This is a genomic window from Rhodanobacter sp. BL-MT-08, from assembly GCF_054161255.1.
The window spans coordinates 4,109,822-4,126,933 of the sequence record NZ_CP167872.1 but is presented as its reverse complement, the minus strand read 5'-3'; the positions used below and the strand labels follow the sequence as shown (position 1 = coordinate 4,126,933).

The following is a 17,112-nucleotide window of genomic DNA, read 5'->3' as shown; positions in this document are numbered from 1 at the left end:
AGCGGATGGCACCGCTCGGCGGCCGTGGTGTCTAGTTTCAGCCGACTTTCTTCAGCGGCTCGGCAGCCGGTGCCGCCTTGCCCGACTGCAGCCACGGCATGCGCGCGCGCAGCTCCTTGCCGACCTTTTCGATCGGATGATCGAGATCGGCCTGCTTGAACTTCTTGTAGTTCGGCAGACCGGCCTTGTATTCGGCCGTCCAGTTCTTCGCGAAGGTGCCGTCCTGGATGTCGGTCAGCACGTCCTTCATGCGCTGCTTGGTGGCGGCATCGACGATACGCGGGCCGCTGACGTAGTCGCCGTACTGCGCGGTTTCGGAGACGAACTCCAGCATGCGGGTGATGCCGCCTTCGTAGAACAGGTCGACAATCAGCTTCAGCTCGTGCATCACCTCGTAATAGGCGATCTCCGGCTGGTAGCCGGCCTCGACCAGGGTCTCGAAGCCCGCGATCACCAGCTCGCTGGCGCCGCCGCACAGCACGGCCTGCTCGCCGAACAGATCGGTCTCGGTCTCCTCCTTGAAGTCGGTCTGGATCAGCATGGCGCGACCGCCGCCGATGCCGTCGGCATAGGCCTTGGTGGTGGCCTCGGCGTGACCGCTGACGTCCTGATACACGGCCCAGATGCACGGCACGCCGCGGCCGCGCTCGTACTCGCTGCGCACCAGCGCGCCCGGGCCTTTGGGGGCGACCAGGATCACGTCGATATCGGCGTGCGGCTTGATCTGGCCGAAATGGATGTTGAAGCCGTGCGCGAACAGCAGCGCGGCGCCGGGCTTGATGTTCGGCTCGATCACGTCCGTGTACAGCGTGGGCTGCACCATGTCCGGCGTCAGCACGGCGACCAAATCCGCGCCCTTGACGGCTTCGGCAGGCTGGACCACGGCGAAGCCGTCGGCCTCGGCCTTCTTCCAGGTCGGGCCGCCGGGGCGCAGGCCGATCACCACGTCGAGGCCGGAATCCTTCAGGTTCAGCGCATGGGCGCGGCCCTGGCTGCCGTAGCCGAGCACGGCGATGCGCGCCTTGGCGAGAGTGTCGTTGGTGGTGGCGTTGCTCATGCGGTGGCTCCTGGGTTCGATGGGGTATGTGTTGTAGGGGTGGAAGAGGTTTTGGACGTCTGGATGGCCGGACGGCTGGAAAAGGTGGTCGGCTGGGTCGTGGCGCCGTCGGAGGCGGAGCCGACCAGCAGCGCGTACTTGGCCAGCGCGCCGTGGGTAACCTTGGGTGCCGGCGGATGCCAGTCGGCGCGGCGCTTGGCCAGGTCGACGCTGGTGCGCAGCTCGCGCTTTTCGGCGTCGATGATCACGCTGTCGCCTTCGCGCAGCAGCGCGATCGGACCGCCGCGCGCCGCTTCCGGTGCGATATGCCCGACCATGAAGCCGTGGGTCGCGCCGGAGAAACGGCCGTCGGTGATCAGCGCCACGTCGTTGCCCATGCCGCGTCCGATAAGTGCCGCGGTGACGCCGAGCATTTCGCGCATGCCGGGGCCGCCGGCCGGGCCTTCGTTGCGGATCACGATGACGTCGCCGGCGTGAATCTGATCGCCCTGCACGGCGGCGAAGGCGGCTTCCTCACTCTCGAACACGCGCGCCTTGCCTTCGAACTGGCCGCCTTCCTTGCCTGCAAGCTTGAGGATGCAGCCGTCCGGCGCGAGGTTGCCGTACAGGATGGAGTAACCACCGCGCGGCTTCAGCGGGCTGCTGACCGGATGCACCACGTCCTGTTTATCGGCGCGCGGCGCGGCGGCGGCTTCCTCGAACAGGCTGCGGCCGGTGACGGTCGGTGCGTCGTCCAGCATGTCGACGGCGATCAGTTCCTGCGCCACGCGGCCGCTGCCCCCGGCGCCGAAGAGTTCCACCGCGGTGTAGCGGCCGGCGGGCAGCAGGTCGGCGATCACCGGCGTGTGTGCCGACGCGGGCTCGAAATCTTCCAGGTTCCATTCGATGTCGGCTTCGCGCGCTATGGCCAGCAGATGCAGTACGGCGTTGGTCGAACCGGCTGTCGCCGCGACCATGCGTGCCGCGTTGCGGAACGAGGTGCGGCTGAGCAGATCGAGCGGCTTGCGGTCCTCCCTGAAACATTCCATCACCAGCTCGCCGCAGCGAAACGCCGCGTGACCCTTGGCCGGATGCGTGGCCGGGATGTCGTTGAGTCCCATCGGCGACAGGCCCAGCGTGGTCAGCACCATCGCCATCGTGTTGGCGGTGAACTGGCCGCCGCAGGCGCCGGCGCCGGGACATGCGTCTTTCTCCACCGACGTCAGCTCGGCGTCGCTGATCTTGCCGGCGCCGTGCGCGCCGACGGCTTCGAACACCTGCTGGATGGTGATCGGATGGCTGTCGTGCGTGCCGTGCGCGATGCTGCCGCCGTAAAGCGCGACGGCTGGGATGTTGAGTCGCGCCATCGCCATCGCCGCGGCGGGAATGGTCTTGTCGCAGCCGCACAGCACCACCATCGCGTCGAGGCAGTGGCCGTCGACGGCCAGCTCGATCGAATCGGTGATCACCTCGCGGCTGATCAGCGAGGCGCGCATGCCCGGGGTGCCCATGGCGATGCCGTCGGTCACCGCGATGGTGTTGAACTCGATCGGCGTACCGCCGGCGGCGCGCACGCCGGCTGCGGCGTGTTCGGCCAGTTCGCGCAGGTTGAGGTTGCACGGGCTGACGTTGGACCACGTATGCACGATCGCCACCAGCGGCTTGGCGATCGCTTCATCGTCCAGTCCGGTAGCGCGCAGCATCGCGCGGGCGGGAGCCCGGTCGGGGCCGGTTTTTATCTGATCACTACGCATGAAAGATTCCAGAAGTTTTAAGTGACGCCGGTGAGAAACGCCTCTGCCGAAACGGCGGCAGAAAAAAACTGGACATGTCCGTATGTCCAATCGGGGAACTGCAAGGATGTTGCTGCGAGGACCTCATGCGCTGGCGCCAGCGAACGAAGCGTTGGACGTTTCAACGTGATGCTCGAGTGCGCGCAGCACGGCATCGCGCACCGCTTCGGTGCCCGCATCGCCGCCGATGTCGCGGGTATGCGGGCCGTCGCGCAGCACCTGGTTCACCGCAGCCTCGATCGCGGCCGCCTCGGCGTCCAGATGCAGCGAATGACGCAGCAGCATTGCGGCGGAAAGAATCGCGCCGGTCGGATTGGCGATTCCCTTGCCGGCGATATCAGGCGCCGAGCCGTGGATCGGTTCGTATAGCCCGTTGCGCCCGTCGCCCAGCGACGCTGACGGCAGCAGGCCGAGCGAACCGGCAATCGCGGCCGCTTCGTCGGTGAGGATGTCGCCGAACAGGTTCTCGGTGACCACCACGTCGTAGTGCGAGGGCTGGGTCAGCAGCAGCATCGCCATGGAATCGACCAGCTGATGCTCGACGGTGACGTCGGCATAGTCCGGCGCGATGCGCTGCACCGTGCTGCGCCACAGCCGCGAGGTTTCCAGCACGTTGGCCTTGTCCACCGAGGTGAGGTGCTTCTTGCGGCCGCGAGCCAGATCAAAGGCGCGGCGCACCACGCGCTCGATCTCGTGCACGGTGTATTTGCACTCGTCGGTGGCGGTGTCGTCGGTGCGCGTCTTGGCGCCGAAATAGGTGCCGCCGGTGAGTTCGCGCACGAACAGCACGTCCACGTTCTTCAACTTGTCGTTCTTCAGCGGGGACAGGTTGGCCAGCGACGGATGCACCTGCAGCGGACGCAGGTTGGCGTACACGCCCAGCGCCGCGCGCAGCGCCAGCAGTCCCTGCTCCGGGCGAACCTTCGCGTTCGGGTCGGACCACTTCGGGCCACCGACCGCGCCCAGCAGCACCGCATCGGCGCGCTTGCAGGCGTCGAGCGAGGCGGCCGGCAGCGGCTCGCCGAACGCGTCGATGGCGATGCCGCCGATCGCATGCTCCTCGAACTGGAATTCGTGGCCGCCGTGTTTGGCGATCGCTTTCAGAACGGCGACGGCCACTGCGGTGACTTCGGGGCCGACGCCGTCGCCGGGCAGGGTGACGATATTCGCCTTCATGCGGCGACCTTCTGCCGCTCGTGCTGACGTTCATAGGCGCTGATGGCCTCGTCCTGCTGCAGCAGGTAGCCGAGTTGATCGACGCCGTTGAGCAGGCAGTGCTTGGCGAAAGGTTCGAGCTCGAAGCCGATGCGGCTGCCGTCGGGCAGCGCGACGAACTGCTCGCGCACGTCGATGCTCAGCTCGATGCCGGGCTGTTCCAGCAGACGCTGATGGGCATCGGCCGGCAGCACGATGGTGAGCAGGCCGTTCTTCAGCGCATTGCTGCGGAAGATGTCCGCGATCTCGGACGAGATCACCGCCTGCAGGCCGAAATCCAGCAGCGCCCACGGCGCGTGCTCGCGCGACGAGCCGCAGCCGAAGTTGTGGCCGGCGACCAGGATGGCGCAGCCTTTGGTCTCCGGTTTGTTGAGCGGGAAATCGGGGTTGTCGCTGCCGTCGGCCTGGTAGCGCCAGTCGTTGAACGCGTACTTGCCCAGCCCCGAGCGCTCGGTGGTGGTCAGAAAACGCGCCGGGATGATGCGGTCGGTATCGATGTTCTCGAACGGCAGCACCGCGGTACGCGAGCGGATTTCAGTGACGGGCTTCATGCGGCCTGCTCCAGAAAGGCGGATGGGTCGGTGATCTGGCCGGTGACCGCGGCGACCGCCGCCACCAGCGGGCTGGCCAGCACGGTACGTGCGCCCTTGCCCTGACGACCTTCGAAGTTGCGATTGCTGGTGGACACCACCAGCTGGCCCGGCTGGGCGATGTCGCCGTTCATGCCGATGCACATCGAGCAGCCGGCTTCGCGCCATTCGGCGCCGGCGGCGCGGAATACTTCGTCCAGGCCTTCGGCTTCGGCCTCGCGCTTGATCAGCACCGAGCCCGGCACGATCAGGGCGCGCACGCCGGGGGCGACCTTTCGGCCGCGCATCACGCTGGCGGCCTCGCGCAGATCGGACAATCGCGAGTTGGTGCAGCTGCCGACAAAGACCACGTCGACCTTCTCGCCGGTCAGCTGCTGGCCGCCGCTGAACTGCATATAGGCCAGCGCTTTTTCTTCCTGCGCATCGCGCGCGGCGGGAATCGCCGCGCCGATCGGCGTGACCATGCCCGGATGCGTGCCGTAGGTGATGGTGGCGCCGATCTCGGCGGCGTCGATAAATACCTCGTTGTCGTAGCGCGCGCCCTCGTCGGTGACCAGGGTTTTCCAGTGCTTGACGGCGGCTTCCCAGGCGGCGCCCTGCGGCGCGCGCGGGCGGCCCTTGAGCCAGGCGAAGGTGGTTTCGTCCGGGGCGATCAGGCCGGCGCGGGCGCCGGCTTCGATCGACATGTTGCAGACGGTCATGCGCTGCTCCATCGACAGGGCCTCGATGGCGCTGCCGCGGTATTCGATCACCTGGCCAGTGCCACCGCCCACGCCGATTTTTCCAATCACGTGCAGGATCAGATCCTTCGCGCCGACGCCGGGCTTGAGCTTGCCGTTGACGTGGATGGCCAGCGTCTTGGGCTTGCGCTGCAGCAGGCACTGCGTGGCCAGCACGTGGCCGACTTCGGTGGTGCCGATGCCGAACGCCAGCGCGCCGAACGCGCCGTGCGTGGCGGTGTGGCTGTCGCCGCAGACGATGGTCATGCCCGGCTGGGTGGCGCCGTATTCCGGTCCGATCACGTGGACGATGCCGCGGTGATCGCTGCCCCAGCCGTTCAACTCGATGCCGAATTCGGCGCAGTTCGCCTGCAGCATGTCGACCTGCTGCTCGGCTTCTGGCGTGACATAGGTGTAGTGACCGGCTGCATCGGCGGGCGTGGTCGGGGTGGAATGATCCAGCGTCGCCAGCACCTTGTCGGGGCGGCGCACCCGCAGGCCGCGCTGACGCAGTTCGGTGAACGCCTGTGGCGTGGTGACCTCGTGGATCAGGTGCAAATCCACATAGAGGGTTGCCGGAGTGGCCTCGGTTTCGGCCACGACTTCATGGGCATCCCAGACTTTTTCGAATAGCGTTTTCGCAGTCACGCCGCGATCTCCTTGGTTGAATGCTCTTGCTGAGGAGCGCGGCCATGGATCGCCCCTTCTTGATCTTCGCGCTCAGGGATGAGCGCACTGGTAACGGGCGTCAACCAGCCGCGCGTGTCTTCGGTACGCCCATCGAACAGGCCGAAGAAAGCCTGCTGCAGCGACCGCGTGATCGGGCCGGGCTCGCCCTTGCCCACCGGCTTGCGATCGACCGAGCGCACCGGCGTGACCTCGGCGGCGGTGCCGGTCATGAAGATCTCGTCGGCCGAATACAGCGCCTCGCGCGGCATGTCGCGCTCTTCCACGCGCAGGCCCATGTCTTCAGCCAGGGTGATGATGCTGTCGCGGGTGATGCCGGCCAGGATGCCGGCGCTGGTCGGCGGGGTGAACAGCCGGCCCTTTTTCACCAGGAACAGATTCTCCCCAGCGCCTTCGCTGAGCAGGCCGTTGTGGCCCAGCGCGATGCCTTCGTCATAGCCGCCGCGGCGCGCTTCAAACGCGATCAGCTGGCTGCTGAGGTAATTGCCGCCGGCCTTGGCCCAGCTCGGGAAGGTGTTGGGCGCGGCGCGATTCCACGACGACACGCAGACGTCGGCACCGACCTCCAGCGCATCGCCGAGATACGCGCCCCAGTCCAGCGCCATGATCGACACGTCCACCGGCGAACCGTCGCGCGGCAGCACGCCCAGACCACCGGCGCCGCGAAACACGATCGGCCGCACATACGCCGAGGCCATCTCGTTGGCGCGAATCAGCTCGATGCAGGCGGCGTTGATCTCGTCTTCGCTGTAGCCGATGTCGATTTCGTACATGCGGGCGGACTCGAACAGCCGCTGCGTGTGATCGGACAGGCGGAAATACGCCGGGCCGCGATGGGTGGCGTACACACGCTCGCCCTCGAACACCGAGGAGCCGTAATGCAGGGCGTGCGCGGTGACGTGGACGGTGGCCTCGGCCCAGGGCTTGATGCGGCCGTTGTGCCAGATGAAAGGTGTGGTCATGACGAGTTCCGGAGAAAGTGCGGTGCGTGTGATCAGAGATGGGCAACGGCGACGCGCTGCATCGCCGGCGTGTGTCGTTCGATACGGTTGACGATATCCAGCGCGGCCAGTGCGGTCGCCTCGACGATGTCGGTACTGATGCCCTGACCGTGCCAGTCGCGCTCGTTGTGGCGGGCAGTGAGCTGCGCATGACCCTGCGCGTCGCCGCCCTCGCTGACCGAGCGGACGGAAAAATCGGTCAGCCGCATTTCACTGCCGGCGGCGCGTTCGATCGCGCGCAGCACGGCATCGACTGGCCCATCGCCGATGGCCGCTTCGCTGGTCTCGCGGCCGTCGTCGTGCGCCAGCTTCACCGATGCCGAAGCGCCGCCACCCAGATGCGTGGCGCTGGTCAGCTGCACGATGCGCCACGGCCCGGCCACGTCCGGATCCAGCCCCATGGCGATCGCTTCCAGATCCTCGTCGTGGATTTCGCGCTTCTTGTCGGCCAGCGTCTTGAAGCGCGCGAAGATGTCGTCCATCGCGGTTTCTTCCACGGCGTGGCCCAGGCTTTCCAGACGCTGGCGCAGCGCGGCGCGGCCGGAATGCTTGCCCAGCACCATGCGCACTTCGGGAATGCCGACATCTTCCGAGCGCATGATTTCGTAGGTGCCGCGGTGCTTCAGCATGCCGTGCTGATGGATGCCCGACTCGTGCGCGAAGGCGTTGTCGCCGACGATGGCCTTGTTGCGCGGCACGTGCTGGCCGGTGATCTGGGTCAGCAGTCGCGAGGTCGGATGCAGCTTGCGCGTGTCGATGCGCGTATCGACGTCGAAGTACGGCGCGCGCACCTTCAGCGCCATCACGATCTCTTCCAGCGAGGCGTTGCCGGCGCGCTCGCCGATGCCGTTGATGGTGCATTCCACCTGACGCGCGCCGGCGCTGATCGCGGCCAGGCTGTTCGCTACCGCCATGCCCAGATCGTCGTGGCAGTGGCTGGAAAAAACCACCTTGTCGGCGCCCTTGACGTTGTTGCGCAGGTAGGTGAACAGCTCGAAGATTTCCGACGGCGTGGTGTAGCCGACCGTGTCTGGCGCGTTGACCGTGGTGGCACCGGCTGCAATGGCGGCGCTGAATACCTCGACTAGGAACTCCGGTTCCGTGCGCAGCGCGTCTTCCGCGGAAAATTCCACCTCGTGGCACAGGCCGCGAGCGCGCTCGACCGCCATCACGGTAGCGTCCAGCACCTGCGCCTTGCTCATGCGCAGCTTGTGCTCGCGATGCAGCGGGCTGGTCGACAGAAACACATGGATGCGCGAACGCCATGCTTTCTCCAGCGCGCGGCCGGTGGTGTCGATATCGCCGGTCTGGCAGCGCGCCAGGCCACAGACGGTGGTGGTCTTCAGCAGGCGGGCGATATCGGCCACGGCGGCGAAGTCATCCGGCGAGGCCTGCGGAAAGCCGGCTTCGAGCACGTCGACGCCCAGCGCTTCCAGCGCCTGCGCCATGCGCAGCTTGGCCCGCCGGTCCATCGAGAAACCGGGCGCCTGCTCGCCGTCGCGCAGGGTGGTGTCGAAAATGCGCACGTAATCGGCCGCTACGTCGCTGATGCCGTCGTCAGATTGCTGATTTGGATGTTTCATCATGGCTCCGCTGTGTGTGCGTTGCTGGAGGCAAAAAAAAACCCCGCTCCGTTGCCGGTGCGGGGTTTTTGGGAGTCTTCAGGTTTGTTTCTATTTACCTGGACACATGCCCTCAGCCCGCACCTCCGCTGGTAATAAGGAGTACGAGTACAAGGGTGAGAACAAGCTTGCCGCGCAGCTGCAGCAGTGCATCGACCGCGATGAGCGAACGGGTTTTGGTGTTGCTGCAGTGGCTTGTGCGTTGCGACATGTACCTGACCGTAAGGCACCTGGGTAAAGCCTGTCAACCTTTTTCTAAAGTAGTTTCGTCGGTAACTTTTTTCGTGCGACCGACTTGTCGTTTGGACGGCTGGGCGTCCAGATGAAAAATGGACTGGGCCAGCCCGCACGTCATGCAAGAAGAACGTCTGTGTCGAGACGCTAGCGCTCGTGTCGAAGCGTAACGCCGGTCGGGAGATCTTTCGCCGGTTCCACCGTGGCCGACTGCTTGCCAAAGAAGCTCAGCATCCACGGAACATCGCTGGTCGACTTCTCTCCCGCCCGATAGCTGCCCGGCTCGATGTAGATGCCGCCGGTGATCGGTCGAGGCATGGTTTGCAGTATCCGCATGTCAGGCCCCGCGGACTGGCCGGAAAGCCAGGTTTCGGCAACGGCTGCGCGCGTTTCGAGGTATCCGGAATACTCGGTCTTCAACTTGGGAAGGGCGGCGGTGAGTGGAATCAGCAGGGAGCACGTCAGCAATGTTTCTGCATGCCAGCCTTTTCGACTTGGCCAGCGCGCCGCCGCATAAGTCGCCAGCGCCGCGATCGCGATGAATACATATTCCTGTCGCATGGTGGCGTGCCTTTCGCAGCACGCCGAGCCGAAGTTGTAGAGCGCCGCCGCCATGGTCAGTGTTGCCGTCAGCAGCGACGCGGCGATCAGGATCAGGCGGACATGCTGGGCTCGCGACGTTGACGGCTGGCGTTGCGACATGACGAGATAAACGCCGGAAAAAAATGCCAGTTTGGTCACCAGGCCCGAAAGCAGCATGGTGAAACCGGAGTGCCCGCTGTCGCCCTTGAGCAGCTCGAAAAGCAGATGCTTGGCTACGGCAGAAACGGTGGCGATAACGTGATGTGCTACCAAGGGGTCGCCAAATACCTCGTTGCCGGCGCTGACGCGTCCGGCGAACTGAAAGTACAGAACGGCAAGCGCAAGGACCAGCGGCACCAGCATCTGCACATAGTGGCGTCGGCTATCCAGGCTGCGGCTGGCAATCAGCAAGACTATGTAGATCAATGTAAAGAGCGCGCCGACTTCAGAGCTGATGGCCGATACGATTAGAGCAACGATGGTCCAGGCAGCGCCGGGCGATCGCTCGAGATATCCACCCCAATCGAGCGTGAGCAGCAGCGCTGCCGCTGCAAGCGTAGGCATATAGGCAACTGCGCCAAACGGCCAATAGAAAACTTCGGCGACAGGATGTCCTATCAGGAACAAGGCCATCAGCATGGAGGCGCACACGAACGCCTTTCCCTTGCGCAGAACGGGTATGAACACGGCAGCCAGCAAGACCAGCCATAAAAGCGCCAGAAACTCCGCCGTCAGTGGTGCAGCCAGACGATAGACCGCCAGCCCGTACAGGAAACCGATAGCCTCGGAAAGCGGGCGAGGACTCCAATGCAGCAGTCGCTCGGCGAAGTAGCTGCCGCCAAGCGCGTGGTAGTGCTGCAAGGTAAAATACTCGTCGTGCCACCGCCCCAGCGGAATGAGTCCGGCGAATGCCACCAGAGTGGCAAAACTGATCACAAGAGCGAGCGCCGCGCCGAGCTTCATGGGTGCGTTCCGTGCCATCAAGCAGAAAAGGCTAACAGAGAAGCTCGCCGCTTTTCTTTGGCCACGGCCCGAGGATTGGCCTGAAGGCTCTGATCAGCGCAGCAGATATTCCCGAAGCGCCTCGTTGGTGGCCGCCAATGCTTCGGCAACGGCTGGGCGCTGGAGCATCGCAGCGAGCGAAGCAGGCACATCGACCGGATGCCCGAGCAGCGGTTCCACCACGCTGTCGAACTTGGCCGGATGCGCGGTGCCGACGATGGTCCAGGCGCTGGTATCGCCGGCCACGCGCAGCTGATCCAGCCGGTGTACCGCGGTGGCGGTATGCGGGCAGAACACTTCGCCGTGCACGCGCGCGTGGGCGGTGATGGTTTGTCGAATGGCGTCATCGCTGACGCTGTACGCCTGCAGCAGCTGGCGCAGCGCGCGCTCGTCGGGGAAGGTCCAGCGCAGACGCTCGACATTGCTCGGCGCCCCCACGTCCATCGCGTTGGCGAGCGTCCTGATGGCGGCGCGCGGCGCGTACTCGCCGCCGGCAAAATAGTCCGGCAGCGTGGCGTTGGCGTTGCAGGCCAGCTGCACCTGGCCGATCGGCAGGCCCATCTCGCGCACCCACAGGCAGGCCATGGCGTTGCCGAGGTTGCCGGTGGGCACGATCACGTTGAGCGGCTCGCCGCGTTCGCGCCACCAGCCCAGCGCCGCATGCGCGTAGTAACTCATCTGCGGCAGCAGGCGGCCCAGGCTGATGCTGTTGGCCGAGGTCAGCGGCACCACAGCCTGCAGTTCGGTGTCGCCGAGTGCCGCCTTGACCATCCGCTGGCAGTCATCGAATCGCCCGTCGACGCGCAGCGCGTGCACGTTGTCGCCGAAGCAGCCCAGCTGATGCGCCTGGCGCGGCGACACCTTGCCGTCGGGATACAGGATTACCACGCGCAAGCCCGGTTGACGATGGAACGCCGCGCCCACGGCGGCGCCGGTATCGCCGGAGGTGGCGACGAGTATGGTGAGCGGCCGTGCGTCGGCGCGGGGGAGCCGACGCATGCAGGCGGCGAGGAAGCGCGCGCCGACATCTTTGAAGGCCGCCGTGGGGCCGTGAAACAGTTCGAGCACGTGTGCGTTGGCCTGCGGCAGCGCGCGCAGCGGGATGTCGATATTCAACGATTCGGCGCAGATGGCAGGCAGCTCATTGGCCAGCGCATCGCCGACAAAAAAAGCTGCCAGCAGCGTCGCGGCGGTATCGGCAAGCGTGCCATCGAGATCGAAGTCGGAAGGATCCAGCCGCGGCAGCGCTTGGGGCACGTAGAGTCCGCCGTCGGGCGCGAGGCCGGCGGCAATCGCGGCGCTGATCGATACGGCCGGGCTGCCGCCGCGCGTGCTCACATACAGCATCGGCGCGGGGGCGGCGCGGGTTTGCCATATCGCTGAGGTCATGTGCCCTCGCCAGCGGGGGCGTCGGCCCAGGTCTTTTCGTCGATGGCATCGATCAGTCGCGCGGCGGGGCCGTCCACCGGTGCGACGTAGGTGTCGCTGTCGAGGCCCACCTCGGTGAATGCGGCGCGCATGGCCGCGGCGGCGGCCTCCGCCTCGCTGCGGTGCTCGTACCAGCCGAACAAGCTGGGGCCGGCGCCGGAGATGCTGGCGCCCAGCGCGCGGTGATCGAGCGCGGCCTGCTTGACGCGGGCGAAGTTCGGCACCAGCGCGGCGCGGCGCGGTTCTACCAAGACGTCCTTCAGGCCTTCGCGCACCAGCGCGGCGTCGCTGCGATAGCAGCCGGCCAGGACCAGGGCAAGGTTGGCGCTCTGCGCCACGAACGCGCTGAGCGGGTAGTCGCCGGCAAGCGCCGCGCGCGCCTTGCGCGTCTCCAGCACGAAATGCGGATGCACCAGCGCGCAGTGCCAACTCGTCGGTACGGGTATGCGCAGCAGCCGATCGTGGGTGGCCAGCACCAGCCCGCCGAGCAGCATTGGCCCGAGATTGTCGCCGTGCCGGCTGCCGCTGGCGACCGCCTCGCCGTCGAGGGCGAAGCCGTACAGCGATTCGTGCGGCAGCGGTTTTTCCAGCAGCGCATTGGCGGCGACCAGCGCGGCCACGCAAGAGGCGGCCGAGCCGGCCATGCCCGATCCCAGCGCAATGCCCTTGTGCAGCACGATGTCGAAACCGTGGCGCAGGCCGAGCGCCTTGCGCAGCGAGATCAGCGCGGCGCCGGCGGTATTGCCCGGCGCATCGGTCGGCAGATCGACCACGCTGCCGTGGATCGCCGAGATGCGCACCACCGGCTCCTCGATGCGGCGCACGTCGGCGCGGTCGCCGGCGCCGGCCATGCTGTGGCCGAGGATATCGAAGCCCACGCCGACGTTGCCCACACAGGCGGGGGCAAAGGCGAGGGCGCGGCGGGCACGTGGCGGGGCGGACTTCATGACTTCCTGAGCTGGGCTTTTGATGGATGCAATGGTGGAGGACTGGGCGCTCATGCATTTACCTGCAGCGATTCGGCGATGCGCAGCAGATCGGCAAACACGCCGGCCGCCGTCACTTCCGGCCCGGCGCCCGGACCTTGTACCAGCATCGGATTATCGCAGTACCGGCGGGTGCGAAACTGCACCACGTTGTCGGTCAGCCGCGTATGCGCGAACGCGTGCGACGCCGGCAGCACCATCAGGCGCACGCTAGCGTGGCCGGCATGGTCCAGATGGGCGACGTGGCGCAGCACGCCGTGGCAGGCGCGCGCCTCGGCCAGCTTGGCCGCCATCGGCGCATCCAGTTCGTCCAGTCGCTGCATGAATTCGTCGCGCGGCAGCTGGGCCAGCGCGTCGGGTACCAGGCTTTCCACCGACACGTCGTCCAGCGACAGCGACCAGCCGGCTTCGCGCGCCAGAATCACCAGCTTGCGCGCCACGTCCATGCCGGACAGGTCGTCGCGCGGATCAGGCTCGGTATAGCCGAGCGCATGCGCCTCGCGCACCAGCGCGGAAAACGGCTGCGCGCCGTCGTGGCGGTTGCACAGCCAGGCCAGCGTGCCGGAAAACATGCCCTCGGCGGCCAGCAGCTCGTCGCCCGTATCGAGCAGGTCGCGCAGCGTCTGCACCACCGGCAGACCTGCGCACACCGTGGCCTCGTAACGAAAGCGCGCGCCGTCGGCACAGGCGCTCTGAATCGCCTGCCAGCGCTCCAGCGGACCGCTGCCGGCGAGCTTGTTCGGTGTCACCACGTGCAGACCAGACTGCAGCCACGCGGGATAGCGCGAGACGATGGCGTCATTGGCGCTGCAGTCGATCAGCAGCGCGTGGCGGCCGCTGTTGCGCACATGTTCGGCGAATACATCCAGATCATTCGGCCGCCAGGTCTGTGCGCCGCCATGGCGGCCGTTGAGCTCGGCGTCGTCGCAGTCTAGCCACATGCGCTTGCTGGCGACCACGCCGCGCAGCTGCAGGGCCAGCCCGGTATCGCGCTGCAACCGCGGCTGCGCCGCGCGCAGCTGTTCGAGCAGGGCGCTGCCGACGCGGCCGGGGCCGATCAGGCCCACCGACAGTACGCGCTGGCGCAGCGACGGCGGTGCCAGCGGAAAGGCCGCGCGGCGTTTGAGGGGTTGTTCGGCGAGTTGGGGTGCACAGATGTTCACAGTAGCCTCCGGATGAGGCCCCGACTCTTCAGCAGCGGGTCGGACTGTGCCGGCTCGCCTCTGGGAGGGCGGAGCCGTTGCGCGTTTGTTGAAACTATTCGCGCATCGACTCCCAGCCCGTACCGGTACCGGTCGTGGTGGTAATCGTAATGATGGACGAGGACATGCCGCTCGATGCAGGACCTGCCGAGGGCAGCAGCGCGCAGGCGTTAACCGGTGCGAGGTACATGCGTGCTGGCAGGAAGTTCGACGACATGGCTCGAACATAGACGCGATGCAGCAAGGACGTCAATAGGTGCAATTGAAACCTTGTGCGGCAACAGTGCGAAGGCCTCCAGCCCTGTGCAGGCTGGAGGCGATGGAGCCGCGAGCGCAGCGCTGCGACGTCAGCCTTTCCTCAAAGCTTCGCCGACAACGTCAGCTCGTAGCTCCGCTCCGGGATCGTGAAATACAGCGGCGTGTTGTCCTGGGCGGTGTAACCGGAAAGGTAGTAGATGCTCTTGTTGTTGAAGACGTTGTTGACCTGCAGCCCGACCTTGACACTCTTGATCGCACCGAAACCCTCGGCAAAGGTATAGCTGGCGGCAAAGTTGGTGAGCGCGTAGCCACCGAGCGGCTGCTGCAGACCGGTGTCGCCGTAGCGGTGGCCGACGAATTTATCGATCAGCGACGCATACAGCGGTCCGCTGCTGTAGATCACGCCCAGCGCGGCGGTCTTGCTGGGCGCGTTGGGCAGCCACTGGTTGGTGGCGTTGTCGATGGCGCGATTGAGCGAGCCGTTGGCGTACACGCTGAAGCCATCGCCGACCAGATACGTGCCCTCTGCTTCCAGACCCTTGTAAACGGCGCCGCCCGCATTGAAGAACACCGTGTTGCCCGCAACGGTACGGCTCTCGATCTTGTTGTTGAAATTGATGTAGTAGCCGTCCGCCGACAGCGTGAGGCGTCCATCGGACCAGGTCGTGCCGAGCTGCTTGTTGATGGTCTGCTGCGGCTTGACCGTATTGTCCTGCGGCGCGTTGGTGTAGAACGTATTGAGGTTGGGTGCCAAAAAGCCCTTGGCAATCTGTGCGTAGGCGGTCCAGCTGTCGCTCAGCTGCCAGTGCAGCGCCAGTGACGGCAGGGTTTTGCTGTAATCCTTGGAATAGACCAGCGGCGCGCCGGTTTTCTGGTTGACGACGGCATTGATGTTGCGCTTGAAGTCGGCGTATTTGAGGCCACCCGTCAGCGACACCTGGTCGGTGACGTTCCAGTTGTATTCGAGGTAGGGCTGAAAGGTGGTCAGCGTGTCGCGCATGTCGCGATCGGTGGCGGCCAGCTGAGTTGGTGCGTTATAGGCGTAGTTGAGGTTGGCATCCACCTCATACAGCGTGCGCAGGTTGCGCTGGCGGTCGTACCAGAAGCCGGTGCGCAGCTCGCCGGGTCCCAGCTCCTTGCTCAGCCGAAAAATGTCGCCATACGACGTGTAGGTATTGCGCAGAGCCTGGGCCGGCACATCGAGCGGGCTGTAGATGGTGCCGTTCGGCGTTTCGCCGTTCGGATCTTCGCCGTTCCAGCCGAAGTGGTTGTACGAATAGGTATACGCCTTGTTGTCGATGGTCCAGCCGTCGAATGCCGAGTGCAATCCGACGTAGCTCATGTACGTGTCGATATTGTCGAGGTTGTAGCCGTAGTAGTCCTGGCTGTACGGATCGTTGCTCAAGCCGTAATCCGGTCCGTACGCGCTGATCTGGGCACGCGTTGTACCGAGCGGCACGTTCTGACGGACGTTGTTGTACATGCCGACAAAGGTCAGCGTGGTGTTGTCGCTGATCGGCTGCACGATCTTGGCGAAAATGTTCTGCCGACGCTGTCCGGCGTACGTCAGATAGCCGTCCGACCGGGCGTTCTCCAGGTTGATGAGCGCCGTGGTGCCGCCCGTCTGTTCAATGGCACCTGTGTCGAGCTGGGCGCCTTCGACGCGGGTACCAAAACTGCCAAAAGTCAGATACGGCTCGATACCCGCCGTATCTGAAGGCGTACGTGAGCCGACCGCAATGGTGCCGCCGAACGTGGCATTGCCGAGCGTGCTTGCCGTGCCCGGGCCACGATCGACCACGATGTTGCCGGTGTCCTGCGTAGTGAAGTACGAGGTCGAGTGGTGCGTGAAATCGTTCGAGTCGCCCCACGGAATGCCGTCAAAGGTGACGTTGTATTCGCCGTCCTGGAAGCCGCGCATGGTCACGCTCTGCGCTTCCATCAGGCCCGGACCGTTCGGCGCGACGGTGGAGATGCTCGGTGCAAGCGAAATGGCGTCGGTGTAGTCGCCGGTCGGCGCCACGTTTTCGCGCAGGTACTGTTCGCCGATGATCGACTGCGGCTGGATCGCGATCATCGAACCCTGCGTTGGCGCGATCTTTTCTACCGTGACGGCCGAGCCGGTCACTTTTACCGCGTCGAGATTCTGCACTTTCTTGGATGAGTCGGTGCCGGCGTCGGTCGGCGCGGCCGACGCGGCAGCTGCCGCCGTGACATCGCTGGCGTAGCTGGCTACAGGCAGGCTGGCTATCAGGCAAAGCGCAAGCTGGGTGCTCGTGAAAAGAGTGGTGCGACTGATCCGCTTCATGGCTATCCAGAAATAGGGTTGGGTTTTAATGACCCGCTATTTCTAGTTTTAAACTGTGACAATTTGATAACCAAAATCGTTTTACAGGAACGATTTGAAATATATAAAAAACAGTGCACCTTGCTAAGCATATTCTAAGCATTCGCAAGAACTAAAGCGCAAGCGTTTGCGACAGATAAGGCGATAAATAGACGCACGGTGGGGCTAACCCTGTCGCCGGATCTGTCCGCGGCAGCTCTATATCTTCTGGCTATTTTTTTTGTCGAATACCGCCAGGCGAAGCTGACGCAGGATAGGTGATCGGGCCATATAAAAATATCCCCTCGACGGATCAACATTGAAACGCGGTCGTGATCATCGGACAAGTCGACAATGCGATTTATATAACGGATTATCTGGTCGCGCGTAGCACGGCATTACTTATTCGCCTGAATTGGGCGGCAAGTCAT

14 protein-coding genes are annotated in these 17,112 nt (G+C 65.1%); all 14 read right to left on the bottom strand.

Annotated features, from left to right (window positions below; translation table 11 throughout):
- Positions 1 to 37: 37 nt before the first annotated feature.
- Positions 38 to 1,057 (bottom strand): ketol-acid reductoisomerase, encoded by a 1,020-nt coding sequence (gene ilvC, locus ACDK93_RS18325; protein ID WP_458070453.1) that lies wholly within the window; start codon positions 1,055 to 1,057, stop codon positions 38 to 40.
- The gene (gene ilvD / locus ACDK93_RS18320; protein ID WP_458070452.1) at positions 1,054 to 2,790 is read right to left on the bottom strand and encodes a dihydroxy-acid dehydratase; all 1,737 of its coding nucleotides are present in this window, start codon (positions 2,788 to 2,790) and stop codon (positions 1,054 to 1,056) included. The genes ilvC and ilvD overlap by 4 nt, the downstream gene beginning before the upstream one ends.
- Positions 2,791 to 2,913: 123 nt before the next feature.
- Positions 2,914 to 4,005 (bottom strand): 3-isopropylmalate dehydrogenase, encoded by a 1,092-nt coding sequence (gene leuB, locus ACDK93_RS18315; RefSeq protein WP_458070451.1) that lies wholly within the window; start codon positions 4,003 to 4,005, stop codon positions 2,914 to 2,916.
- On the bottom strand, positions 4,002 to 4,595 hold the full coding sequence (leuD, locus tag ACDK93_RS18310) for a 3-isopropylmalate dehydratase small subunit (protein WP_458070450.1): 594 nt from the start codon (positions 4,593 to 4,595) through the stop codon (positions 4,002 to 4,004). The genes leuB and leuD overlap by 4 nt, the downstream gene beginning before the upstream one ends.
- A complete protein-coding gene (gene leuC, locus ACDK93_RS18305) occupies positions 4,592 to 6,001 on the bottom strand; it encodes a 3-isopropylmalate dehydratase large subunit (RefSeq protein ID WP_458070449.1) in 1,410 nt (469 codons plus the stop codon). Before leuC ends, leuD begins: the two co-directional genes overlap by 4 nt.
- Positions 5,998 to 7,002, bottom strand: coding sequence for a branched-chain amino acid transaminase (locus ACDK93_RS18300; RefSeq protein WP_458070448.1), 1,005 nt, complete (start codon positions 7,000 to 7,002; stop codon positions 5,998 to 6,000). Before ACDK93_RS18300 ends, leuC begins: the two co-directional genes overlap by 4 nt.
- A 32-nt stretch (positions 7,003 to 7,034) precedes the next feature.
- Complete coding sequence (locus tag ACDK93_RS18295) at positions 7,035 to 8,624, bottom strand: 2-isopropylmalate synthase (protein ID WP_458070447.1); 1,590 nt, start codon at positions 8,622 to 8,624, stop codon at positions 7,035 to 7,037.
- A gap of 112 nt (positions 8,625 to 8,736) precedes the next feature.
- Positions 8,737 to 8,874 carry a hypothetical protein gene (locus ACDK93_RS18290; protein ID WP_458070446.1) on the bottom strand — a complete coding sequence of 46 codons (138 nt, stop codon included), beginning with the start codon at positions 8,872 to 8,874 and terminating at the stop codon, positions 8,737 to 8,739.
- Positions 8,875 to 9,044: 170 nt separating this feature from the next.
- Positions 9,045 to 10,442, bottom strand: coding sequence for a hypothetical protein (locus tag ACDK93_RS18285; RefSeq protein WP_458070445.1), 1,398 nt, complete (start codon positions 10,440 to 10,442; stop codon positions 9,045 to 9,047).
- Positions 10,443 to 10,535: 93 nt separating this feature from the next.
- Positions 10,536 to 11,828, bottom strand: coding sequence for a threonine synthase (gene thrC / locus ACDK93_RS18280; RefSeq protein ID WP_458072528.1), 1,293 nt, complete (start codon positions 11,826 to 11,828; stop codon positions 10,536 to 10,538).
- 38 nt (positions 11,829 to 11,866) lie between these two features.
- Entirely contained in the window at positions 11,867 to 12,856 is a 990-nt protein-coding gene (locus ACDK93_RS18275; RefSeq protein WP_458070444.1) for a homoserine kinase, read from the bottom strand.
- A gap of 50 nt (positions 12,857 to 12,906) precedes the next feature.
- The gene (locus tag ACDK93_RS18270; RefSeq protein ID WP_458070443.1) at positions 12,907 to 14,058 is read right to left on the bottom strand and encodes a homoserine dehydrogenase; all 1,152 of its coding nucleotides are present in this window, start codon (positions 14,056 to 14,058) and stop codon (positions 12,907 to 12,909) included.
- A gap of 94 nt (positions 14,059 to 14,152) precedes the next feature.
- Entirely contained in the window at positions 14,153 to 14,314 is a 162-nt protein-coding gene (locus ACDK93_RS18265) for a hypothetical protein (protein WP_458070442.1), read from the bottom strand.
- Between the two features lie 141 nt (positions 14,315 to 14,455).
- The gene (locus ACDK93_RS18260) at positions 14,456 to 16,663 is read right to left on the bottom strand and encodes a TonB-dependent receptor (RefSeq protein WP_458070441.1); all 2,208 of its coding nucleotides are present in this window, start codon (positions 16,661 to 16,663) and stop codon (positions 14,456 to 14,458) included.
- Between the last annotated feature and the right edge of the window lie 449 nt (positions 16,664 to 17,112).